Origin of the sequence: Streptomyces sp. NPDC057474, assembly GCF_042802555.1 — a bacterium.
GTDB lineage: Bacteria > Actinomycetota > Actinomycetes > Streptomycetales > Streptomycetaceae > Streptomyces.
Map to the genome: position 1 here is coordinate 38,217 of NZ_JBHVDX010000001.1, position 22,739 is coordinate 60,955.

Genomic DNA, 22,739 nt, shown 5'->3' on the forward strand with positions numbered 1-22,739 from the left:
GCCGGGGGGTTACTCGGCCCCGATGACGCGGGAACGGATGAGAAAACGCACCCCTTCGGGTGCCTCCAGGGAGAAACCGCTGCCCCGGCCCGGTACGACGTCCACGATCAGCCGGGTGTGACTCCACACCTCGTACTGGCTGCGGGACATCCAGAACCCGACCGCTTCGTCGACCCCGTCGACGGTCAGCTCCGCGAGGAGGACGTCCGAGTTACCCGTACGGAACTCGCCGTCCGGGTAGCACATGGGCGCGCTGCCGTCGCAGCAGCCGCCCGACTGGTGGAACATCAACGGGCCGTGGGCCGCCCGCAGCCGCCGTACGAGATCGGCGGCCGCGGGGGTCAGTTCTACGCGCGGGACCACATCCATGGTCCGTAGTGAACGCCTCGTCAGGTTGCGAGGACGTTGCGTGCCCCGGCGCGACCGGTCAGCTCTCCGACCGGACGCCTGCGCGGTTGCGGCGGCGCAGCAGGAGGAGGCCGCCGGCGAGGGCCGCCACTCCGCCCGCGGCGGTCCAGGCCGGGAAGTCGGAGGTGCCGGTCGCGGCCAGGTCCTCGCCCCGGCCGCCCTGGGCGCTCGCGGAGGGGGACGGGGATGCGGACGATGTGCCCTTCTTCGAGGTGGCGCCGGAGCCCGAGCCCGACGCGGCCGTGGACGCCGACGGTGACGCGCTCGCCTCGGCCGCCGTGGCTTTGTCCCGGGTGAACGCCAGGGTGCCGAAGCCCAGTTGGTCGAAGCCGCCGCTGTTGGGGCCGTAGTCGCCGCCACCGCCCTCGGGGGCCGCCTTGGCCGCGATACGGGTGACGTACGAGGCGTCTAGGCCCCGGCGGTTGGTGTAGTGGTTGGCGATCATGGCCCAGATGGGGCGCGTCATGTTCGGGTCGACGCCGGCCGCGTCGGACGCGGTCTCCCTGCCGGACCAGCCGTTGATCGCGCCCTTCGCGCGGGTGTTGGCCGTGTAGGCCACCTCGCCGCCCACTGACCACTTGGCCACGTACTGGGCGCCCTTGAGGAAGCGATTGTCGTCGTAGCCGTAGAGGTCGATGCCCTGGTTCCAGGCCATCTCGCAGAAGGTGCCCATCAGGCCGACTCCGAGCAGGGCGTGGCCCTGGTCGCGGCCTGCCTCCAGCCACTCGGCGAGGCCGTCGTCGTGGACGACGGGGATGGCCTTCTTGACGGCGCCGAGCCCTTCGCCGTTCTTGAAGTAGTCGACGGCGCGGGCGACTTGGGTCTTGTCATCGCAGAAGATGCCGGTGGCCAGGACGCACGCCATGTTGGCGAGGTCCCAGTTGGGCCAGTAGTTCGTGACGACGGCGCCGTTGTGCCTGACCAGGAAGTCGTCGCTGAGCGGTGCGAAGACGCCGCTCAGCATCTCCTGGAAGCGGTCGAGCTCGAAGTCGGGGTGGTCGCGGACGAGTTCGGCGGCGTTGGCGATCTGGTAGCCGTAGAGTCCGGCGGCCAGGAAGCGGTCGGCGTTGCCCGCCAGCGAAGTGAGTTTCGCCGACCAGTCGTTGAGGATCGCCACGGCGGTGTCGGCGTACGCGGACTCGCCGGTGATGTGGTGGCGCAGGCCGTTCTGGTAGGCGGCGTGGATGTCGTTGTAGAGGATCACGTAGTTCTGGCCGGTGCCGCCGCGGGTCACGGTCGCCTGCGGGTTGGCCTTCCAGCCGCTCTGTGCGTGCCGGTTGGCGGTCAGCCTGGCGAAGCCGGCCGTGTAGGGCTGGGCGCCCGCTTTCACCTTGGCCGCCATCCGGGCGAGGTCCGCCTCGGTGTGGAGCAGACCGGGGTGCGCGAAGGCGCCGCCCGCCGCGGAGGCGGGCGTCGCCGCCATGCCCGTTCCGATGCCCAGGCCCACCGCGCCCCCGGCGATACCGGCGATCTTCAGCGTGCTCCTGCGGCTGATCTGTGCTGTCACGTGGGGGTCCTCGGGTCTCGGGTACGTCTGCCTGCGAACAGGAGACGCACCGGCCCCGGGGAGATAACAGAAAACAGAAGGCGGGGCGGTGCGTCTCGTGCGCAATCAGGTCCGTGCGCAGTCAGGTCCGTGCGCAGTCAGGTCCGTGCGGGATCAGGTCCGTGCGGGATCAGGCGCCCGGCGTCCAGCCGCCCAGCCAGTCGGCGACCTCCTGGTCGGCGGCCTGCGCGTCCGTCAGCTGCGGGCGGTCGGCGCTCGCGCTGCCCGAGCCCGCGCCGGTGTTCTTGTACTCGGCGAAGCGGTCGTCCTTCCAGGAGAAGCCGCCCATGTCGGACCAGGGCTTGGACCTCACCGCGGCGCTGAGGGTGCTGTTGCGGACCGTGGTCTGCGGGTCGACGGTCGTGGAGCCGCCGGGGTGCCAGTTGCGGCCGAGGGAGAAGCTGGCGGCGGACACGTCACCGTTGACGGTGGAGCGGTTGATCAGGATGCCCTTGCGGTTCGCGGGCGTGCTCGGCGCGGTGATGTATCCGCCGGAGGTGCCGTCCCAGCGCTTCTTCAGGGTGATGACCGACCTGTCGACGACCACCGTGGCCCGGCCGAAGATGAAGTCGACGTTGCCGGTGATGTAGGAGTTGGCGATGTAGACCCGGCCGAGCTTGTCACTGGCGGCCGACTCCAGTTCCAGGGTGTCCTGGTCGCCGTTGACGATGACCCCGTCGAGGACGATCCGGTCGGCCTGCGTCAGCAGTGCCACCGCCTGGTGGCCGGTGACGGACTGGTTCGCCGCCTCGTCGAAGTCGTTGGTGACGGTCAGGTTGCGCACCTGGGAGTCGTCGGACTGGATGGACATGGTGGCGCTGCCCGGTGTGCCGTAGCCGCCCGAGCCGTCCGGCTTCGGTGTCCCGGCCGCGTTGCCGTACACGATCGTCGTGTCCTTGCGGCTGCCGCCCGAGCCCTGGATGGTGACGTGCGGCTTGTTGGACGGGACCTTCACGACCTCCCGGTACGTGCCCGGCGCGACCGAGATCACCACGCGCGAGGCGTTGTTCGCGGGCACGGCGTCGACGGCCTTCTGCACGCTGGTGTATTGGCCGCTGCCGTTCTTGGCGACGGTGAGCGTGGTGGCCGCGGCGGCCTTGGCCGTCGTGGTCGTGCCGATCGAACTGCGCGGTCCGGCACCGGACTTGAGGAGGCCGGGCACGTCGGCCGTCTTGTCGAGGGTGTAGCTGTAGTACGTCTTCGGGTCGAAGGCCGTGCCGCCGCTCTCGTTGCGGCCGGAGGTGCCGGAGAAGACGTTGCCGCGCTGGACGAGGGCGGCTGTGGAGTCCTTGGTGACCGGGTTCTTCATGCCCTGGAAGTAGCTGTTCTCCAGGACCATCTTCGTGTTGCCGCGCGCGTAGTTGCCGTACGACGAGGTGATGTCCGTGCCCGACACGTCCTCGAGAAAGTTGTTGTACAGGTGCGCGTGGGCCACGTTGTCGGTGGACGGGTTGCGCTGCTCGGTCTCGCGGAACCAGTTGTGGTGGATCGTCAGGTCGGCGGTGGTGTTCGTGGTCCAGCCGATGCCGAAGGTCTTGTTGTTCTGGCTCAGCTTGTTCCAGGACACCGTGACGTAGGTGGTGTCCTTGCGGCTGTCGATGAGGCCGTCCGCCATGTGCCGCAGGTCGTTGTGGTCGATCCAGACGTGGTGGGCGCCGTCCATCTGGATCGCGTCGAAGTCGTGGTCCTTGTCGTTCCAGGTGCCCTGGTAGGAGTCACGGATCGTCAGGTTCCGGATGATGACGTTGTGGACGCCCGAGCCCAGGAAGAAGCCGCCGCCCACGATGTGGCCCGAGGTGCCGGAGCCGACGATCGTCTTGTCGGAGGCGACCTTGATCTCCTTGCCCACCGGGTTCATGTCGATCGTCGCGGCCACGACGATGACGTACGGCTCGGCGGCGGTCGCGTACTTCTCCAGGTCGGCCAGGGTCTTCACGGTGACCGTTTTCCCGTCCCGGCCGCCGTAGGTGCCGTTCTGGCCCAGCGCGTTCACCGACGCGAAGCCGTCGGCGGTCTCGCCGGCCCAGGTGGGGGCGGCTGCCGCGGCCCGGGGCTGGGCGTCCTCGCCGAACACGCCGAAGACCGTGCCGTAGGCCATGGTCCCGGCGGCGGCCAGGGTCAGGGGGACACCGGCCACGAGGGCGGTCTTCCTTCTGCGGTGGCGGGCCTTGCCGTGGTTCTCGCTCACGCGTCGCTTCCGTTCCGTGCGGGGATGGTCGTCAGCGGAGCAGTCGCCGCCGGATGCGAAGAGGTTGCCGCCCTTCGGTACGAATTTCGGCCAGGAGACCGGAACTTCGTGTCGGGGCCGGATGTGGCCGATAATCGACCCCCGTGCAAGGGGTGGAACGGTCCATGTCCCCGGGCCGCGGCCTGTGGCGGCCGTTGACACGTGCCTGCAGGTCAGAACCGGGCCGTCACAGCAACACATCGATTCCGTTGTTCACTTGACTACCGGGCGTCACACGCGATTGGCTCCGCCCAGCGAAAGTCAGCCAGTCGCCGCACGTCATCGCGGTGATGACGGCGACCTCGCTCTCCCAGACCTCCCACCCCGGTCGCACAGCGAGGTGCCGCGCTCCCATGAACCCACCGCCCGCGTCTCAAAGGATCTTCACGGCCTTCCGTGCCACGGCGCTTGCCGCCGCCGTCTGCCTGACCGTCGCCGGCTGCTCGGTCTTCGGCGGCTCGGAGGCCGATTCGGACACGGACGCGTCGGGTGCCCCGGGTGGCGGGATGAAGGTCGCGCTGATCACGCACAGCGCCGAGGGGGACGCCTTCTGGGATCTGGTCCGCAAGGGCGCGGAGGTCGCGGCCGCGAAGGACGGCATCGAGCTGACCTTCGTCAGCGACCCCGATGCCGCGGGGCAGGCGAAGCTGGTGCGGGAAGCGATCGCCGACAAGGTCGACGGCATCGCGGTGACCCTCGCCAAGCCGCAGGCGATGCGGAGCGCGGTCGCCGAGGCCCGCGCCGCGGGCATACCCGTGGTGGGACTCAACTCCGGCATCGACGCCTGGCAGGCGCAGGGTCTGCTGGGGTTCTTCGGTCAGGACGAGAGCGTCGCCGGCCGGGCGCTCGGCAACGAACTCGACGCCCGCGCCGCCAAGCACGCCCTCTGCGTGATCCACGAGCGCGGCAACGTCGCCGTGGAGGCCCGCTGCGCCGGTGTGCGGAAGGCCTTCGGCGGTCAGACCGAGAACCTCTATGTGGACGGCACCGACATGGACTCGGTGACCGCCTCGGTCGCCGCGAAGCTCCGCCAGGACCCGACCATCGACGAGGTCGTCACGCTCGGGGCGCAGATCGCGCTCGCGGCCGTGGACTCGGTGGACGACGCGGGCAGCCAGGCCAAGGTCGCCACCTTCGACCTCAACGAGGACCTGGTCAAGGCGGTGAAGAGCGGCGACATCCAGTTCGCGGTGGACCAGCAGCCGTACCTCCAGGGCTACCTCGCGGTCGACGGGCTGTGGCTGTACGAGACCAACGGCAACGCCAGCGGCGGCGGCGTCGCGCCCGTGCTCACCGGCCCGGCGTTCGTGACCAAGAAGAACATCGCCGGAATCGCGAAGTTCGCGGCGAACGGGACCCGTTGACGTGAGGCGTCCGGACTCCCGTGCGACCTCCGTCGAGCCGAGGCCTGCGGGCCGCCCCGCACAGACAAACGGAACCTTCCGTTCGGGCATGACCACACCCCGGAACCCAAGCATCCGGAACGGTCGTGTAACGGCGACGCCAAACTTCCGACCACCCCTGCGACGTGCGTTCACTTGTGCGGATAACATCCAGCGCATCCCCTGTGCGCTGTACTGACAGGTGTCCACCCACCATCCTCGGGCCCCTGTCGCCCCGCCCCCGATCCCTTCCGCTCCCCGCCAACCGCCCAAGGACGACGATGCCCCCACGGACCGGCGCCCGGCGCCGTCTCGGCTCCATACGTCTCTCGCTGATCCTCCTGGCTCTGATCCCCAGTGTCACGCTGGCCGTGAGCTGGGGTGTGACGACGGCCCAGATGTTCTCGGAGGGACTGCAGCTGCGGACGCAGACCGGACTGAGCAAGTCCACCGGCGCCATGGGAACCGACGCGACCCTCGCCCTGCAGCGCGAGCGTGCCCTGTCGGCCGCCTACATGGCGGCCCCCGGCAGTTCCATGGACGCTCTGGAGCAGCAGCGCCGGGAGACCGACGCGGCGGTTGCCAAACTGGACCGTCGTGCGAGCGAGATAGAGGACGCCCCCGATCGCATCGGCGATCAGCTGTACTCGGTCCTGGGCGCGTCGAACAGCCTGGAGTACTACCGCGACCAGGTGGACAACCCCACTGACATCACGCCCGAGCAGGTCCTGGACCACTACAGCTCGATCATCGACGGTCAGATCCACGCCTTTCAGCAGCTCACCCAGGTCGACGACGGTGACCTCACGTCGCAGGCCGGGCCTCTCGTCACCCTCGCTCAGGCGGCGGAGCTGGTCTCCCAGGAGGACGCGGTCCTCACCCTCAACTGGCCCTCGGGAGAGTTCGACGAGGCGACCCGGGAGCGTTTCTCCCAGGTGGTCAGCGCCCGGCGCTGGCTCGTCGACAATCAGCTCGTCCCCTCGATCGAGGGCGAGGTGAAGACCGCCGTCGAACGGATCGTCCAGGGCAGGGACTGGCAGGCGCTGCAGGCCGTGGAGGACCAGGTCCTCTCGGCCCACACGACGGGCACCGGGGAGTCCCGCAAGACCAAACTGCCTCAGGCCCAGGCACGCTGGGACGCCTCGATGACGAAGCTGTCCGGCCAGTACGAGCAGTTGATCCGCGAGCAGACCCAGGGGCTGCTGGAGCGCAGCGGCGAGGAGGCGCGCGGTCTGCTGATCAAGGCCGGCTCGCTGAGCGCCGGCGGTCTCGCCGCACTGCTGGTGTGCGTCGTGATGTCCTGGCGCATCACCCGCTCCCTGTCCCGCCGGCTCACCGGCCTCCGCACGGCCACCCTCAGCCTCGCCGAGGAGCGGCTGCCCGACGTCGTCGCCCGCCTCGACCGCGGCGAGAAGGTCGACGTGGACGCCGCCGCGGCCCCGCTGGACTACGGCACCGACGAACTCGGCCAGGTCGCCCAGGCGTTCAACGCCGCCCAGCGCACCGCCGTGCACACCGCCGTCGAACTCGCCGACACCCGGCGCGGCTTCCAGCGCGTCATCCTCGGCATCGCCCGGCAGAGCCAGAACCTCGTCAACCTCCAGCTCACCAAGCTCGACAAGCTGGAGCGCCAGCACCAGGACCCGGAGATCCTCAAGGGCCTGTACGAGCTGGACTCCACCGCGAGCCAGCTGCGCCGCTACGAGGAGAACCTGGTCATCATCAGCGGCGAGCGCCCCGGCCGCAGCTGGACCGAACCGGTAGCGCTGATCGACATCCTGCGCAGCGCCGTCGGCGAGGTCGCCGAGTACCAGCGGGTGGAGGTGCACGCCGACGACGACGTGTGGATCGCCCCGCCCGCCGTGGCCGACGTGATCCACCTCCTCGCCGAGCTCATCGACAACGCGACCTCGTACTCGCCCGCGCCCAGCCCGGTGAGCGTCCGCGCCGCGATCGTCGCCAAGGGGCTCGCCCTCGAAGTGGAGGACCGGGGGCTCGGCATGTCCGCGGAGGACTACGCCGCGTTCAACGCCCAGCTGGCGGTGCCTCCGCAGTTCGACGTGGTCGCGCTCGCCGACGACCTCCGGCTCGGCATGTTCGTCATCGCCCGGCTCGCCACCCGGCACGGCATCACCGTCACTCTGCGCGCCTCGCCGTACGGAGGCACCACCGCGATCGTGCTGATCCCGGACGAGATCGTGGTCCGTGAGGCCCCCGCCCCCGACGAGGACGGCACCGACGCCGCCGAACCGCCCCTGCGCACCTCGCTCGTGGCCGCCCGGGTCGCCGCCGCGGCGGAGTCCGAGCCCGAACCCGTACGGCAGGAACCGGACGGTGTGGCGGAGGAGAAGCCGGCCGTGAACGGGCGGACCGCCGACCCCGTCAAGGACGCGAACGGGACACGGCCGGCCGCCGTCAGGAAGTCCCCGGCAGGGAAGAAGGGCGGCCTGATGCCGTTGCCCCGCCGGATCCCGCAGACCAGTCTGGCAGCCGAACTGAAGGAGGAGGCGGAGCCCTGCCCCGACGGGGACGCCGACGACTTCACGGCCGAGCGCGCGGCCTCCTCGCTCGCCGGATTCCAGCGCGGAACGCTCCAGGCACGTGACGACGACGCGGAACCCGAGTACGCACTAGGGGAGGAATCCGCATCCGAAGACCCAGGAGACCGGATCCCCGCCTCCGGTACCTGACGTCCCAACGACTCCCCACGCAGACCGCTCATTGAAGGACACACAGATGACACGCCCCATCCCCGCCACGCACAGCCAGCTCGACCAGCTGCTCACCGGACTGGTGGACCGGGTCGCCGAGGTCGACCACGCCGTCGTGCTCTCCGAGGACGGACTGGTCGTCAGCAAGTCCACCGCGTTCCTGCGCGACGACGCCGAGCGGCTCGCGGCGACCGCGTCGGGCCTGATGAGCCTCAGCAAGGGCGTCAGCATGGACTTCCGCGGCGGCCCCGTCCGCCAGTTGCTCATCGAGATGGGCAACGCCTTCCTTATCCTCACCAACGCCGGACCCGGCGCCAACCTCGCCGTGCTGACCCGACAGGGCGCGGACGTCGGCGTGGTGGCGTACCAGATGAACATGCTGGTGAAGAAGATCGGCGAGCACCTCAGCGCGGCACCACGCGCCGGTGTGGTCGCGGCCGACAGCGGCGAGTGAGGTGAACGGAGGCGACGCGGCGGGCCGGCTGGTTCGCCCGTTCACCCTGACGGGCGGCCGGACCCGGCCCGCCCGTGGCGACTTCACCCTCATCACCATGGTGACGGCCGTGGACCCACAGCCGGCCGGGGGCACCCGGCCGCAGCCGGAGCACGCCCGGATCCTCAAACTGTGCGCGAAGCCGATCGTGGTGGCGGAGCTGGCCAGCAAGCTCGACCTCCCGGTGAGCGTGGTCGCCATCATGCTCTGTGACCTGCTGGAAGCGGGCCGGATCAGCGTGCGCCAGCCACGGCTGATCTCCCGCGCCCCCGACCTGGACCTGCTGAAGAAAGTGAGGGACGGCCTTGGCCGGCTCTGACCCCACCCCCCAGGGGATTTCGGCTCCCGACACGGTGAAGATCCTCATCGCCGGCGGATTCGGCGTCGGAAAGACGACCATGGTCGGGTCGGTCAGCGAGATCGTCCCGCTGCGCACCGAGGAACCCCTCACCACAGCCGGTCTCGGTGTCGACGACCTCGACGGCATCCCCGAGAAGCACGCCACCACGGTGGCCCTCGACTTCGGCCGGATCAGCATCGGCCAGGACCTCGTGCTCTATCTGTTCGGCACGCCCGGACAGCAGCGGTTCTGGTTCATGTGGAACGACCTCGCGATCGGCGCGCTCGGCGCCGTCGTCCTCGTCGACGTGCGCCGGCCCGAGTCCAGCTTCGCCGCCATCGACTTCTTCGAACGCCGCAAGATCCCCTTCGTCATCGGCGTCAACGGCTTCCACGGGGAACACCCCTACGAGCCCGACGTGATCCGCGAGTCGCTGGCCCTGCCCGAGAACACGCCGGTGCTGCTCTTCGACGCCCGCGAACGCACCTCGTGCCGCGACGTCCTGATCGCCCTCCTGGACCAGCTGATCGCCGCCTCGGCCCGCTGAGGGCCGGGCGGCGGAGTCGCGAGGGCGGCGCCGGAGCTCCTAGGGACGGACCTCCTCGCGCACCAGGCCGGCCACGTGGTCGGTGATCGTGTCGAGGATGTTCGTCCAGGTCGTGTCGTCGCCGAGAACCAGGAAGTTCAGGGTGAGGCCGTCCGTCATGGCGGCCAAATAGCGGGCCAGCACGGGGACGGGCACGGTCAGTTCGAACTCCATGGACTGCCGCAGCTGCTCGATCAGGTCGGCGTAGGTCTCGCGGTACATCTCGTACTGCCGCCGCGCCAGATGCTCGAACCCGGGCTCCCTCAGGGCGTACTGGGTCAGTTCGTAGGTGAGCATGTGCTCGCCCGGGTGGGCGGACACATGGTCCCAGTACGCCTGGAAACCGGCCCGGACGGTCTCCCTGAGCGTCTCCCGCGGCCGGATCGCCTCCCGCACCAGCGTCACATAGTGCCCGGTGATGGTGGTGATGACGGACTCGATCAGCTCCTGCTTCGACTCGAAGCAGTAGTGGAAGACGCTCAGCGACACACCCGCCTCGGCCGCGATGGACCGGGTCGTCGTCCTGGGGACGCCGTCCCGGGTCATCGCGCGGATCGCGGCCTCGGTGAGCTGTCTGCGCCGCTCGGCCGACGGCAAGCGTGCCATGTGGATCCCTTTCCCCCGTTATGTGCGGTCAGCTGCTGTAGACGCCGACCTCGTAGAGGGAGTAACCCCAGTCCGTACCGCGGTCGGTCCCCAGCATCCGAACATATCTGGCCGTCACACCGGAGAACTTGGCCGTGTCCAGACCGCCGTCACCCGAGGTCGTGGACCACACGGTCTTCCAGGTGGAGCCGTCGGTCGAGACGTCGATCCGGTACGCCTTGCCGTAGGCCCGCTCCCAGTCCAGGGTGACCTTCTTGACGACGCGCGAGGAGCCGAGGTCCAGCTTCAGCCACTGGCTGTCGCTCCAGTCGCTCGCCCACCGGGTGCCGCTGTCGCCGTCCACGGCCCGGCCGGGCTGGTAGCTGGTGACGGGGTTCGACTCGGACGAACTGGCCGTCGCCGTCACGCCCTTGGCGAGGTTCACGCCCGCCTGGTGGGACTCGGAGGAGCCCCAGGTGTCGAGGTAGGACTCGGCGCCCTTGAAGAGGTCGTCCACGACGCCCTGGCCGCCGACGAGCCGGATGTCCTCGATCCAGTCCGGGACCATGCCGACATGGGCCGCACCGTCGGTGTTGTAGTCGAAGGTGCGCGTACCGGTGGTCTGCTTGTCGACGGTCGAGCCGCCGTCGGCGCTCTTGAAGGGGTACGTCACCGGGTTGGAGGTGTTCGCGCCGCGTGGGGCGGGGTGGTCGCCGATGCCGTTGAAGTCGGTGCCGTAGCCGTAGCCCACGTTGTACTTGGTCCGCAGCGCGTCGGTGCGCTCGGCCTCGTCGCTGAACTCCTCGGAGCCGTGCATGTACTGGGCGACGAAACCGCCGAGGGAGTAGACCCGCTCGGTCCAGTTCAGGTCCATCCAACTGTGCGAGGACAGGACGCCCGGGTACGACGCCGCCTCGAACATGTCCAGGACCTGGCCGGTGGCCTTGACGCTCATGTGGTCGATCTCGAGCATCATCTTGCGCTGCATCATGCCCTGCACGGCGTACTCGCCGAGATCGGTGAGCCCCCGCACGTTGCACTGCGCGTTCTCGTCGTACTCCGGCACCTCGGTGCCCGCCGGCAGATCCTCCTCGGCCTCCGTGGACGCCTCACCGATCGGGTTGTCCTTCTGCGGGCCCTTGCACGTCTCCGTCTGCCAGAAGGTGCCCGTCGACAGGAACTGGCCGACGTTGATCGCCGTACCGAGACCGTGCTCGTCGAAGCGGACGCCGCACAGTGCGTTGTCGAACTTGTGGCACAGGAACATGCTGCGCACACCCAGGTCGTACAGCTCGTCGAGGCCCTCGTCGATGTCCTCCTTGCTGCACTGCGCGATGTCGAGGATCTGTTTGCAGCCGAACGGCTCGGAGGTCTCCACGCCCAGCACCACGGCGAGCTTGCCCTGCGCGATGACGGTGCGGGCCTGCGCGCTGTCGGTGACGATCCGGAACCAGCCCTTGCCGGTGCCGCCGTACTGCGCGTCGATGTAGTCCTGGAGGGCGTAGGTCATCTTCGCCTGCAGCCGGATCGAGGTCATCTCGTCACAGCTGCGGTCCTTGAACGGGTAGATCGAGCAGATCATGCCGTTGGTGACCAGGTCGTTGACCAGCACCCGTTGACCGCCGCGCCAGGCGCGCTCGATCCAGGCGTAGTAGTTGGCCTGGTGCGTCATCGAGTCGTACGCCGGCCAGTCCTTGAACGTCGGGTAGCCGACCGGGTCGTGCTTGCCGTCGCCGCCGTGCGTGATGTAGTCGAAGAGCGCGAGGCTGCCGTCCGGGTAGTGCTCGGGACAGTCCTTCAGCGCGTCGGCGATGCCCGACGTCGAGAACACCTTGCCGCAGATGAGCCGGCCACCGAACGCCTCGTTGGAGAACAGGTGGTTGTGCGCGTCGACGAACCCGCGCACGTCGCCCGCCGAGTTGGTCCCCTTGAACGGCTCGCCCGTCACGTTGATCTGGGAGTCGGGCGACGGCCGGGAGGTGGGCAGCCACCAATCGCCGGTGGCGGCCGAACTGGACGACGGGCTGAGCAGCATGCCCATCGTGGTGAGAAACAGCGCCAGCACCATGAGGGGTCTGCGTCTGCGATGGGCGCGTGGAGTCCTGGTCATCACTCACGTCCTCGGTCGGGGGGATGCACGGTCGATCGGCCAGACCGTTCCGGGACGCGTTGAACACCCACGACGCCATAGTCCGATTGTCATGGCTGGCACAAGCGATGTGACGAGAATCGCTACTGAGTTGACCCGAGTCAATAGTCCGGGACAGTTGACCTGATGCCGCTCATGGCCCTACGGCGGAAAGACGCTTCGTCAAAGTCCTGTGAAGGTACGGGGGTTGTCCGGGCGTCCCCGCTTTCACCAACCGGCGTGTACCTTCATGAAAGCGTGCGTACGGACTGGCGGATCACCAACTGCGTGCTCAGCACCACGTGGTCATCGCCCCCGAGGCGCTCCTCGCGCTCCAGCGCCAACCGGACCGCCGTGCGCCCCAGATCCTCGTACGGCACCCGCACCGTGGTGAGCGCGGGGGAGAGGTCGGCGGCGAACGGGACGTCGTCGAAGCCGACCAGGGAGACGTCACCCGGGACGTCGAGACCGGCCTCGCGCAGCGCGGCCAGCGCCCCCGTGGCGACCATGTCGGTGCCCGCGAAGACCGCAGTGAACCCCAGGCCGGCCGCCAGCGCCTCCCGGGTGCGCTGATAGCCCGAGACGCGGGTGTACGGGCCGGGCAGCTCCAACTCCTCGACGTGCGCGACGCCGTGGGCGCGCAGGGCGTGCAGGAAGCCGTCCCGGCGCTGATCGGAGGTGCTGAGCCCGGGGACCCCGCCCAGGAAGAGGACGCGCCGGTGGCCGGCGGTCAGCAGATGGTCGGCGGCCTGGAAGGCGCCGCCCCGGTTGTCGTACTGCACCACCGTGACCGGCAGATCGCCGGGCAGCGGTGGGCGGCCCACCAGCACCAGCCGGGAGCCCGCCGCGTCCAGCGCCGTCGCGTACTCGGCCATCCGCCGCCGGTACGCCTCGTCCTGCGCGGCCCCGCCGACGAGGAGGACCGCGGCCGCGTGCTGCTCGCGCATCAGCTGGACCAGGTCGTCCTCGCGGGCCGAGTCGTCGTGCGTGGCGCACACCAGGCTCAGCCGGCCCCGGTCGGCGGCCGCCTGCTCCACCCCCGCCGCGACATGGGCGAGGGAGGGGCCGGTGATGTCCTTGATGACCAGGGCGACGGGGCCCGCGACCCGGCCGGAGAGCGCCTTGGCGTGCACGTTCACCACATAGTGCAGCGAGTCGACCGCCGCCATGACCCGGGCCCTGGTCTCCGTGGACACCGGGTAGTTGCCGGCGAGCGTGCGGGAAACGGTTGCTACGGACACCCCGGCCTGCGCGGCGACATCCCGAATCGTGCTGGGCCGCTCGCCGCCCGAGGTGCTGCTCCGTCGACGCCTGGCCCCGGTGGGGTCGGGGCTGCTCCGGCGACCGTTTTCATTGACCGTCACGGTTCGACGTTACTGCATGGGTGGGGGCCGGCGGGCCGCGGTTCGGGAACCGGGCTCCCTGGTGACAGTAAGCGTTTACTGTCGCCGTGTTGTCGCCGTGTTGTCGCCGTGGTGCTGTCGCGCTGCCGTCGCGCCGGGTCAGGACGACGAGTCGCCCGCCGAGACCGTGGCGGTCGGGGTGCCGGTGGTGCCGGCGCCTTCGGGGCTGGTGGCGGGTCCGGGTACGGCCGGGAGCGGGGCCGGGATGCGGCGGCGGCCGGCCAGGCGGCAGCCGAGGCAGTCCACGTGGCCGCCGCGTGCGGAGCGGTCGCGGACCCAGGGGCTCCACTGGTCCCGGGGGCGCGGGCCCGGCGGCTTGCCCCAGCCGGCGAGGTGCAGGCCCCAGGTGGCCAGGAGTGCCAGTACCGAGATGGCGATGCCCAGGGCGAACCCCGGGGTCCAGCCGCAGACGGCCAGACCGAGTGCCGCGGACCCCGCGGTGCCGATGGCGGTGCCGGTCCATCCGGCGACGGTGTGGCCGTCATCGTGAAGACTCACGCGTCTGCTCCCCTCGCGTGCCGTGTCGCACCACGGCACGCCGCAGCCACGCCCACGGCGCCGGACTATGATGTCTTAGCAAGTAAGGAATTTAGCTTGCCCCGGAGGCAAATTCAATGCAGGCCGAACGCCACCCCACTGTTCCGGACGCGATCAGCGCCATGGACGGCCTGATCGCGACGATGATCGTCGGCCAGCAGGAGTTCGCCCGGAAACTCGGGCTGAGCGTCACGGATCTCGTCTGCTTCGCGTACGTCATGGAGGCCGGGGACACGCCGGTCACCGCCGGTGATCTGGCAGGGCGCGCGCAGGTCACCACGGGGGCGGTGACCGGCGTCCTCAACCGGCTGGAGCGCGGCGGGTTCGTGACCCGGCAGCCGGATCCCGCCGACCGGCGCCGCGTCCGCGTGGTCGCGGTCCCGGACGCCGCCGAGCGGGTGGCGGCCGTGTACGGCCCGTTCTACGCCCGCCTCGCTGAACTCTTCGCCCAATATTCGGCCGATGAACTGGCCTTGCTCACCGACTGGTTCGCGCGCGCGGGTGAGCTGGCGCGCGGGTACCTGGACGAGTCCCGCTGAGACGGGCGGCCCTTCCGTCGCCGTAGCGGGGGCGCCCTACGGCGGTCGTACCGTCGTCACGGTACCGGGCGCGGCGGTGAGGACGACGGTCGATTCGGGTGCCGACACCGGCAATCTGCCCCGCGTGGGCCGCGCCCTCAGGACAGCGGTGCCGTCGAGCCCCTGATCACCACCTTGCACGGAAGAGTCTCGACCCCGCTGCTCGGGGTGCCGGCGATCGCGGTGAAGAGGGCGTGGGCGGCGACTCGGCCGACCTGTTCGAGGTTCATGTCGACGCTGGTCAGGAGTGGTCGGGAACCGGCGGTCATGATCTGCCAGTTGTCGAAGCCCATGACCGCGATGTCCTCGGGAACGCGGTGGCCGCGCTCGCGCAGGACGTCCATGACGCCCCGGGCGATCTGGTCGCTGCCGCAGAGGACGGCGTCGACGTCGGGGTGGCGGTCGAGGAGCATGGCGGTGGCTGCCCGCCCCCAGCCCTCCGACCACGCGCCGAACCGTGGTTCGCCGATCAGGGCGAGGCCGGCGTCGGCGAGCGCGGCCCGCGCCCCCTCGGCCCGGTCCTGTGCTGCGAGGTAGCCGGGGTCGCCGGTGATATGGGCGATCCGGGTGCGGCCGCAGGCGAGGAGGTGGTCCACGGCGATCCGGCCGGCGCCGACGCTGTCCGGGACGACGGAGAAATCCTCCGGGTCGTCGGAGGGGGCGTAGGCGTAGACGACCGGGACGGGCAGCTCGCGGCCCAGGGAGGGGCGCGGGTCCGTGCGGCTGCCGACCACGATGAGGCCGTCGACCCGGCGGCCCAACAGGGCGCGTAGGTGGTGCTGTTCGCGGATCGCGTCGCCGCGCGCGTCACAGAGGAAGACCGCGACCTCGCCCGCGCCGAAGGCGTCCTCCGCGCCCATCAGGATCGGTATGCCGAATCTGCCCTCCAGGTCGCTGGTGAGCAGGCCGACGGTGCCGGTGCGCCCGGCGAGCAGACCGCGCGCCACCTGGTTGGGGCGGAACGACAGCCGCTCGGCGGCCTCGACGACCCGTTGCCTGGTCTCCGCGCGGACCTGGCTGCGGCCGTTGAGTGCCTTGGACGCCGTGGCGATAGAGACGCCCGCCAGCCGGGCGACGTCGCCGAGCGTGGCGGGCTGCGAACGAGAGGGGCCGGTGGCCTGTGCCATGCGTGATCTCCTGTCTCGCCACGCGTGCCGACCTCGCCGAGGATGGCACGCCCCACCCGGAACCTTACGGCAAACGTTTCGGTCAAGATGCTGCCACGGGTTTCTGTGAGCCACCGACAACCGCTCTCTGCAAGGGGATTGACGGGTATTCGGGTGCGCCCTAGCGTTTCAGAAAGCCTTTTCGGTTTCTTTCGATTCCGCCACTCGTCCGTCACTCGTCCGTCACTCGGTTCAGTGCCAGCACATCCATCGTCCCGACCGGTGGGCCCCGCACGGCCCGCCGCGACACAAGGGGGATCGAACATGGGGAGCACGGTCGGACCGCGTGGCCGCGCGGGCCGCCTCGTCACCGGAGCCGTCGCACTGCTCGCCACCGCGAGCCTGGTCACGGCCTGCGGGTCGGGGGACGGCGGCTCGGAAGGCGGCGGAGGCGGCGGAGCGGCGAACGCCACCGGCGTCGACGACGGCGCCACGCTGACGATGTGGACCCGCGCGGCGACCAGGCCGCAGAGCGAGGCCCTGGTCAAGGCGTACAACGCGAACCACAAGAACAAGGTCGAGCTGACCGTCGTCCCCACCGACGACTACCAGGCCAAGGTCGGCGCCGCCGCAGGCTCCCGGGATCTGCCCGATCTGTTCGCCTCCGACGTGGTCTTCGTCCCGAACTACACCTCCAGCGGCCTCTTCGCCGACCTCACCGAACGCGTCGACGCCCTGCCCTTCGCCGAGAACCTGGCCCAGTCGCACATCAAGGCCGGCACGTACGAGGACAAGAAGTACGTGGTGCCGCACACCCTCGACCTGTCGGTGCTCTTCTACAACAAGGATCTCTACCGCAAGGCGAAGCTCGACCCCGAGAAGCCGCCGACCAGTTTGACCGAGTGGGACGAGCAGGCGCGTGCCGTGGACGCCCTCGGCGGGGACGTCAACGGGACCTTCTTCGGCGGCAACTGCGGTGGCTGCGGCGTCTTCACCTGGTGGCCGTCGATCTGGGCCGCGGGCGAGGAGGTGCTGAACGAGGACGGCACCGAGGCACGACTCGCCTCCGCCACCGCCAAGAAGGTCTACGACACCTATCGGGGCTGGGTCGACGACGACATCGTGGCGCCCGGCGCGAAGGACGAGACGGGCACGACCTGGACCGGGATCTTCCCGAAGGGCAAGGTCGGGGTCATGCCCATGCCGTCGACCACGCTCGGGCTGATGCCCAAGGACCTGGACCTCGGGGTCGCCCCCATCCCCGGCCCCGACGGCGGCGGGACCACGTTCGTCGGCGGTGACGCCATCGGCATCTCCGCGACCAGCGAGAAGGCCGACCAGGCCTGGAACTTCCTCGCCTGGACCCTCGGCGACGAGGCACAGGTGGACGTCGTCGCCGCACACAAGGACGTCGTGGCCCGCACCGACCTGGCGTCCAACAAACACTCCGATGCCGACCCCCGCCTCGTCGCCATCAACAAGCTCGTCGGCGACGGCCACACCCCGTACGCGCTGAAGTTCGGCCAGACCTTCAACGACCCCAACGGGCCCTGGCTGACGCTGATGCGCGACGCCGTCTTCGGCGACGGGACGTCCGTGGACCAGGACAACGAGGCCGTCAGCAAGTCGCTCGCCGACTGAGGTGGGGCGCCCTGACCGGGCGACGTACGGGGCGCCACCCCTCCCAGTCCCCGTTGGCCTGTCAGCAGAGGAGAGGCATGCAGTTGGACCCTCCCCCAGCTGAGGCAGGGGGATTCCTGGCGCACGTCGCCTACGGGCCAGTGGCTCGACAGGTCTTACACGATCAACACCAGCCGGGTTGGAACCAGCCCGGTTCGGTACGGCACAGCTTGGAGGTTCATGTGCTGGCTCGGCTCTCGTTTCGTCTCCGGCCTGAGGGCCGGGGCGTCTTCGGTAGAACCCGGTGAAGGTGGCCGAGTCCGCGCCGACCGCGCACCGGCCCCGGCCCCGGCCGGAACACCGGGGCCGTCCGCCGCGCGCGTCGGCGCCCCGGTGGCGGTCCCGCAAGGCCAAGGGGCTCGCCTACGCGGCCCCCACGGCCGTGTTCGTCGGGGTCTTCTTCCTGCTGCCCCTCCTGCTCGTCGGGCAGATGTCGCTCAGCGACTGGCCGCTGCTCGCCGGGGACCGAGGTGTCAACGCCCCCGAGAACTACACCGACATCACCGACGCCCCGCTGTTCTGGCCCGCCGTCCGCTTCACCCTCCTCTACACCGGGGTCGTCACCGTCGTACTGCTCGGCCTGGCGCTCCTGCTCGCCCTGCTCGTCCAGGAGTCACGGCCGGGCGCCGGCTTCTTTCGTACGGTCTACTTCCTGCCCAGCGCCCTGGGCCTGGCCTCCGCCTCCCTGCTCTTCTGGGGGCTGTACAGCCCGACCACCGGCCCGCTCGGCGACATCCTCGAAGGGCTCGGTCTCGTCGACGAAGAGGTGTCCTTCCTCGGCACACCGACTGCCGCCCTGCTGTCGACGGTGTTCCTCATCGTCTGGAAGTTCGCGGGCTTCTACATGCTGATCCTGCTCGTGGGCCTGCAACGCATCCCGCACGAGGTGTACGAGGCGGCGCGGATGGACGGCGCGAGCCGCGCCCAGATCTTCCGCTCCATCACCCTGCCCCTGCTGCGCCCCTCCCTCGCGCTCACCCTGCTCCTGTGCGTCACCGGATCGCTGCTCGCCTTCGACCAGTTCTTCATCCTCACCAAGGGCGGCCCCGACAACAGCACCGTCACCGTCGTCCAGTTGATCTACCGCGAGGCCTTCCAGCGGCTGAACCTCGGCACCGCGGCTGCCCTGTCGATCATCGTGCTGGCCGTGCTGCTCCTGCTCAACGCCCTCCAGTTCCGCGGTCTGCGCCGCGCCGACGAGTCATGAGAGGGAACCCGACCGTGCTTACCCGCGCCCTCGGCCGTACGCCGTACTACGTCGTCGCCGGAGGTCTGGCCGTCATCTTCCTCTTCCCGCTGCTGTGGAACACCTGGGCGTCGGCCAGCCCCCAGCCCGGCACCGCCCAGGACTCGGGCTACGGCCTCGGCAACTACCGGACGCTGCTCGAGTACGACGCCGGTCTGTGGCAGTACCTGCTGAACAGCACGGTCGTCTCGGCGCTCACGGTCGCCCTGACCCTCGGTGTCTCCCTGCTCGGCGGCTACGCCTTCGCCCGCTTCGACTTCCCCGGCAAGAACCTGCTGTTCCTGCTGACCCTGGCCATCCTGATGGTCCCGTACGCCACCCTCCTCATACCGCTCTACGTACTGCTCGGCAGGCTGCAGCTGCAGAACTCGCTGATCGGGCTGAGCCTCGTCCTGGCCATGTTCCAACTGCCGTTCGCCACCTTCATGATGCGGATCTCCTTCGAGGCGGTGCCGCGCGAACTGGAGGAGTCGGCGCTCGTCGACGGCTGCGGCACGGCGGGCGCGCTGCGCCGGGTGCTCCTCCCGGCGGTACGGCCGGGGCTGATCACCGTGGGGCTCTTCGCGTTCCTCGCGGCCTGGAACGACTTCATCGCGCCCCTGATCCTCATCTCCGACAGCGCGAAGGCACCCCTGCCACTGGCCGTCGCGAACTTGCGGCAGCAGAGCATGGGCGCCGTCGACTACGGCGCGACCGAGGCGGGTGTGGTGGTCCTCGCCGTGCCCTGCCTGCTCCTCTTCCTGCTGCTGCAACGGCACTACATCCGGGGCTTCATGTCCGGCGCGCTCAAGGGCTGACGCGCTCGAGGGCTGACGCGCTCGAGGGCCGACGCATACGCGCGGCGCGACGACGTGGACAGCCCACCGCCGACCGAAGGGACGAACCGAAGGCATGAACAGGTGAGGGAGAACACGGTGACGTCATCCGTCCTGCCCGTGGCGCCGACCCGTGGCCGACTGCGGCCGCTCGGCCTCGACGAGGTCAGGATCACCGGGGGTTTCTGGGCCCGGCGACGGCACACCAACACGACCGCCACGCTCGACCACTGCCGCGACTGGATGGACCGCGTCGGCTGGACCGGCAACTTCCGGGCCGCCGTCGAGGGCAGGATCCACCGGGACCGGCGCGGCCGGGAGTTCGCCGACTCCGAGGTCTACAAGCTGCTCGAAGCCATGGCCTGGGAGGCCGCGAACGGCGACGGCGCCCCGCTGGACGCCGAGATCACCGCCCTCACCGACCTCGTCGCCCCCGCCCAGGAGGCGGACGGCTATCTGAGCACCGCCTTCGGCCGCCCCGGTCAGCCCGCCCGCTACAGCGACCTCGAAGAGGGCCACGAACTGTACTGCCAGGGGCACCTCGTCCAGGCCGGCGTGGCCCAGGCCCGCGCCCGGGGCGAGGGCGAACTCGCGAAGATCGCCCAGCGGGCCGCCGACCACGTCTGCGCCACCTTCGGGCCGGGCGGCATCGAGGCCTTCTGCGGCCACCCGCAGATCGAGTCGGCTCTCGTCGAACTGGCCCGGCTCACCGGACGGCAGCGCTACCTCGACCAGGCCGCCCTCTTCGTCGACCGACGCGGCCACGGCACCCTCACCGAGGGCGAGTTCGGCCGCGCCTACTTCCAGGACGACCTCCCCGTCCGCCGGGCCACGGCCCTGCGCGGTCACGCCGTCCGCGCCCTCTACCTCGCCGCAGGCGCCGTCGACGTGGCCGTGGAGACCGGCGACGACGAGCTGCTCGCCGCCGTCGTACGCCAGTGGGAGGCCACGGTCGCCCGTCGCACCTACCTGACCGGCGGCATGGGCTCGCACCACCGCGACGAGTCCTTCGGCGCCGACTTCGTCCTGCCCCCGGACCGCGCCTACTCGGAGACCTGCGCGGGGGTCGCCTCCGTGATGCTCGGCTGGCGGCTGCTCCTCGCCACCGGCGAACCCCGCTTCGCCGACCTCGTCGAACGAACCCTGTTCAACGTCGTCGCCACCTCCCCGTCCGAGGACGGCCGGTCCTTCTTCTACGCCAACACCCTGCACCGGCGGCACCGGGGCGTCGCACCGCAGGCGGACGTCGACAGCCCCCGTGCCGACTCGGGGCTGCGCGCCCCCTGGTTCGCGGTGTCGTGCTGTCCGACCAACGTGGCGCGGACCCTGGCACAACTGCCGGCCTACCTGGCGACGGCGGACGACGAGGGCGTGCAGCTGCACCAGTACGCCGACGCCGACATCGCCACCTCCCTCACCGGTGGACGGGGTGTCGCCCTGCGGGTCCGCACCGACTACCCGTCCGGCGGGAGCGTGACCGTCCGGATCGGCCGCTCCCCGGCCCACCCGTGGGCCCTCTCGCTGCGCGTGCCCCAGTGGGCGGCGGGCGCCACCGCGTGGCTGGTCGATCCCGACGGCGTGCGCCGCCCGGTCGCCCCGGGCACGGCGGCCGTGACCCGGGTCTTCCGGCCCGGCGACGAGATACGGCTGGAACTGCCCGTCGCCCCGCGCTGGATCCACGCCGACCCCCGCATCGACGCCGTACGCGGCACGGTGGCCGTCCAGCGCGGCCCGCTGGTGTACTGCGCCGAGTCCGTCGACCTGCCGGACGGCCACGAGGTCGACGCGATCCGGGTGGACACGTCCGCTGACCCCGAGGACGGGCCGGGCGGCGGCACGGAGGGCACGGGCGGCACGGTCGTGGTCGCCGGGGAGGTCGCCGTACGCGAAGGGCGGAGCGAGGCGGCATGGCCGTACGAGCCGCTGGGGCACCCCCATGAACAGCAGCCCGCCGACCCCACCGGGATCGTCCTCGTGCCCTACCACTCCTGGGCCGACCGGGGCCCCTCGACCATGCGGGTGTGGCTGCCGACGACCGAAGAGGGCCGGCCCGAAGACCCGGACAGCGGCACCGACACAGGGAGGTAGTCGTGCGCGGACCACGAAGACGGCACCACCACAGAACCCTGGCCGGAGCGCCGGCCGTCGGACTGCTCGGCACGCTCGCCGCCGCCGTTCCGGCCGAGGCGGACAACTCGGCGATCGGCTACCCCGTCTACTCCGGATCGGCGGAGCCCGTACCGGCAGGCTCGCCCTCACCGCCGACCGTCTCACCCACCGCGTCTACGACCCCGTCACACGCAAGGTGACCTTCCCGGACGGCGGCGGCGCCAAGGCCCGGACCACCGGGCTGCGTACGGCCGTCGCGGCACCGCAGGACGTCGAGTACGGCCGCAAGGACCGGGTCACCGACCTGTTCGCCAAGGCCGCGCGGGACCTGACCGGCACGGCGACGGACAACCTCGCCGCCGGTGCCACGGTCCGCCCCTCCCACGAGGCCGAGGGGCGGGGCGTGGCCGGAGCCGTCGACGGCTTCACCGTCAACGGGGCACGAGCGTACGGGTCACCGGGATCGCCGACCGGGCCGCGCGGCCGGTCACCGCGACCGTGTGGGTACGGCAGACCGACGCGGTCGAGATCACCAGCATCGCAGAGGAGCCGGTCACCACCCGCGCCGGCCGGGCGCCCACACTCCCGGCGACCGTCGTCGTCACGTACAACGACGGCTCCAAGGACGGCCGGATCAGCGTCACTTGGGACCCGGTGGAGCCGGGGCAGTACGCCGAGCCCGGCACCTTCGCGGTGAAGGGGGACCGTGGCGGGCACCACGTACCGCGCGACGGCCACCGTCACCGTGACGGGCCCTCCATGACCGGCCCTCCACAGCACTCCATGACCGCTCGGTGACCGCCTGCCTCGGCTGATCGAGCGGTCACCGTCCCATCCCCCACACCTGCCGAACGACTGA

The 22,739-nt window shown here is 70.4% G+C and carries 20 protein-coding genes; 12 read left to right on the plus strand and 8 right to left on the minus strand.

Features of this window, described 5'->3' with window-relative positions:
- Window positions 1-9 precede the first annotated feature (9 nt).
- The 3 genes from ACFU53_RS00205 to ACFU53_RS00215 form a co-directional block, all read right to left on the minus strand.
- Window positions 10-369: a DUF779 domain-containing protein gene (locus ACFU53_RS00205; RefSeq protein WP_383983974.1), complete on the minus strand. Its 360-nt coding sequence runs from the start codon at window positions 367-369 to the stop codon at window positions 10-12.
- Between the two features lie 58 nt (window positions 370-427).
- On the minus strand, window positions 428-1,915 hold the full coding sequence (locus ACFU53_RS00210; RefSeq protein WP_383983977.1) for an alginate lyase family protein: 1,488 nt from the start codon (window positions 1,913-1,915) through the stop codon (window positions 428-430).
- Window positions 1,916-2,084: 169 nt separating this feature from the next.
- Window positions 2,085-4,142, minus strand: coding sequence for a pectinesterase family protein (locus ACFU53_RS00215; RefSeq protein ID WP_383983980.1), 2,058 nt, complete (start codon window positions 4,140-4,142; stop codon window positions 2,085-2,087).
- A 392-nt stretch (window positions 4,143-4,534) separates the two neighbouring features.
- Here ACFU53_RS00215 and ACFU53_RS00220 point away from each other — a divergent pair, with 392 nt between their 5' ends.
- The 5 genes from ACFU53_RS00220 to ACFU53_RS00240 all read left to right on the plus strand — a co-directional run bounded on the left by ACFU53_RS00220 (window position 4,535) and on the right by ACFU53_RS00240 (window position 9,654).
- A complete protein-coding gene (locus ACFU53_RS00220) occupies window positions 4,535-5,545 on the plus strand; it encodes a substrate-binding domain-containing protein (protein WP_383983983.1) in 1,011 nt (336 codons plus the stop codon).
- Between the two features lie 299 nt (window positions 5,546-5,844).
- Window positions 5,845-8,253, plus strand: coding sequence for a nitrate- and nitrite sensing domain-containing protein (locus ACFU53_RS00225; RefSeq protein WP_383983986.1), 2,409 nt, complete (start codon window positions 5,845-5,847; stop codon window positions 8,251-8,253).
- Window positions 8,254-8,299: 46 nt separating this feature from the next.
- Window positions 8,300-8,728 (plus strand): roadblock/LC7 domain-containing protein, encoded by a 429-nt coding sequence (locus tag ACFU53_RS00230; protein ID WP_020114533.1) that lies wholly within the window; start codon window positions 8,300-8,302, stop codon window positions 8,726-8,728.
- 1 nt (window position 8,729) lies between these two features.
- The gene (locus ACFU53_RS00235) at window positions 8,730-9,086 is read left to right on the plus strand and encodes a DUF742 domain-containing protein (protein WP_037704979.1); all 357 of its coding nucleotides are present in this window, start codon (window positions 8,730-8,732) and stop codon (window positions 9,084-9,086) included.
- Entirely contained in the window at window positions 9,073-9,654 is a 582-nt protein-coding gene (locus ACFU53_RS00240) for an ATP/GTP-binding protein (RefSeq protein WP_383983989.1), read from the plus strand. Before ACFU53_RS00235 ends, ACFU53_RS00240 begins: the two co-directional genes overlap by 14 nt.
- A 39-nt stretch (window positions 9,655-9,693) precedes the next feature.
- Here the strand turns inward: ACFU53_RS00240 and ACFU53_RS00245 are convergent, their stop codons facing one another.
- From ACFU53_RS00245 to ACFU53_RS00260, 4 genes are all read right to left on the minus strand, one after another.
- Window positions 9,694-10,299 (minus strand): TetR/AcrR family transcriptional regulator, encoded by a 606-nt coding sequence (locus tag ACFU53_RS00245; RefSeq protein WP_383983992.1) that lies wholly within the window; start codon window positions 10,297-10,299, stop codon window positions 9,694-9,696.
- 28 nt (window positions 10,300-10,327) lie between these two features.
- On the minus strand, window positions 10,328-12,388 hold the full coding sequence (locus ACFU53_RS00250) for a discoidin domain-containing protein (protein WP_383983995.1): 2,061 nt from the start codon (window positions 12,386-12,388) through the stop codon (window positions 10,328-10,330).
- Window positions 12,389-12,654: 266 nt separating this feature from the next.
- The gene (locus tag ACFU53_RS00255; protein WP_383983998.1) at window positions 12,655-13,770 is read right to left on the minus strand and encodes a LacI family DNA-binding transcriptional regulator; all 1,116 of its coding nucleotides are present in this window, start codon (window positions 13,768-13,770) and stop codon (window positions 12,655-12,657) included.
- A 138-nt stretch (window positions 13,771-13,908) separates the two neighbouring features.
- The gene (locus tag ACFU53_RS00260; protein ID WP_383984001.1) at window positions 13,909-14,307 is read right to left on the minus strand and encodes an HGxxPAAW family protein; all 399 of its coding nucleotides are present in this window, start codon (window positions 14,305-14,307) and stop codon (window positions 13,909-13,911) included.
- 116 nt (window positions 14,308-14,423) lie between these two features.
- Between ACFU53_RS00260 and ACFU53_RS00265 the strand changes: the two genes are divergently transcribed.
- Window positions 14,424-14,885: a MarR family winged helix-turn-helix transcriptional regulator gene (locus ACFU53_RS00265; protein ID WP_383984004.1), complete on the plus strand. Its 462-nt coding sequence runs from the start codon at window positions 14,424-14,426 to the stop codon at window positions 14,883-14,885.
- 137 nt (window positions 14,886-15,022) lie between these two features.
- Here the strand turns inward: ACFU53_RS00265 and ACFU53_RS00270 are convergent, their stop codons facing one another.
- Window positions 15,023-16,051 carry a LacI family DNA-binding transcriptional regulator gene (locus ACFU53_RS00270; RefSeq protein ID WP_383984007.1) on the minus strand — a complete coding sequence of 343 codons (1,029 nt, stop codon included), beginning with the start codon at window positions 16,049-16,051 and terminating at the stop codon, window positions 15,023-15,025.
- 303 nt (window positions 16,052-16,354) lie between these two features.
- Between ACFU53_RS00270 and ACFU53_RS00275 the strand changes: the two genes are divergently transcribed.
- The 6 genes from ACFU53_RS00275 (at window position 16,355) to ACFU53_RS00300 (ending at window position 22,678) form a co-directional block, all read left to right on the plus strand.
- A complete protein-coding gene (locus ACFU53_RS00275) occupies window positions 16,355-17,671 on the plus strand; it encodes an ABC transporter substrate-binding protein (protein WP_383984010.1) in 1,317 nt (438 codons plus the stop codon).
- A gap of 283 nt (window positions 17,672-17,954) precedes the next feature.
- Window positions 17,955-18,917: a carbohydrate ABC transporter permease gene (locus ACFU53_RS00280; RefSeq protein ID WP_383984013.1), complete on the plus strand. Its 963-nt coding sequence runs from the start codon at window positions 17,955-17,957 to the stop codon at window positions 18,915-18,917.
- A 14-nt stretch (window positions 18,918-18,931) separates the two neighbouring features.
- A complete protein-coding gene (locus tag ACFU53_RS00285; protein ID WP_383984016.1) occupies window positions 18,932-19,753 on the plus strand; it encodes a carbohydrate ABC transporter permease in 822 nt (273 codons plus the stop codon).
- A gap of 117 nt (window positions 19,754-19,870) precedes the next feature.
- Entirely contained in the window at window positions 19,871-21,859 is a 1,989-nt protein-coding gene (locus ACFU53_RS00290; protein WP_383984019.1) for a glycoside hydrolase family 127 protein, read from the plus strand.
- A 2-nt stretch (window positions 21,860-21,861) separates the two neighbouring features.
- Window positions 21,862-22,080 carry a hypothetical protein gene (locus tag ACFU53_RS00295; protein WP_383984022.1) on the plus strand — a complete coding sequence of 73 codons (219 nt, stop codon included), beginning with the start codon at window positions 21,862-21,864 and terminating at the stop codon, window positions 22,078-22,080.
- 298 nt (window positions 22,081-22,378) lie between these two features.
- Window positions 22,379-22,678: an Ig-like domain-containing protein gene (locus ACFU53_RS00300; protein WP_383984025.1), complete on the plus strand. Its 300-nt coding sequence runs from the start codon at window positions 22,379-22,381 to the stop codon at window positions 22,676-22,678.
- Window positions 22,679-22,739: the final 61 nt, after the last annotated feature.

Bases quoted from the DNA above. Each gene is read 5' to 3' on its own strand.
- ACFU53_RS00205 (WP_383983974.1), bottom strand. From the start codon at position 369: ATGGATGTGGTCCCGCGCGTAGAACTGACCCCCGCGGCCGCCGATCTC.
- ACFU53_RS00220 (WP_383983983.1), top strand. From the start codon at position 4,535: ATGAACCCACCGCCCGCGTCTCAAAGGATCTTCACGGCCTTCCGTGCC.
- ACFU53_RS00225 (WP_383983986.1), top strand. From the start codon at position 5,845: ATGCCCCCACGGACCGGCGCCCGGCGCCGTCTCGGCTCCATACGTCTC.
- ACFU53_RS00230 (WP_020114533.1), top strand. From the start codon at position 8,300: ATGACACGCCCCATCCCCGCCACGCACAGCCAGCTCGACCAGCTGCTC.
- ACFU53_RS00245 (WP_383983992.1), bottom strand. From the start codon at position 10,299: ATGGCACGCTTGCCGTCGGCCGAGCGGCGCAGACAGCTCACCGAGGCC.
- ACFU53_RS00250 (WP_383983995.1), bottom strand. From the start codon at position 12,388: ATGACCAGGACTCCACGCGCCCATCGCAGACGCAGACCCCTCATGGTG.
- ACFU53_RS00265 (WP_383984004.1), top strand. From the start codon at position 14,424: ATGCAGGCCGAACGCCACCCCACTGTTCCGGACGCGATCAGCGCCATG.
- ACFU53_RS00270 (WP_383984007.1), bottom strand. From the start codon at position 16,051: ATGGCACAGGCCACCGGCCCCTCTCGTTCGCAGCCCGCCACGCTCGGC.
- ACFU53_RS00275 (WP_383984010.1), top strand. From the start codon at position 16,355: ATGGGGAGCACGGTCGGACCGCGTGGCCGCGCGGGCCGCCTCGTCACC.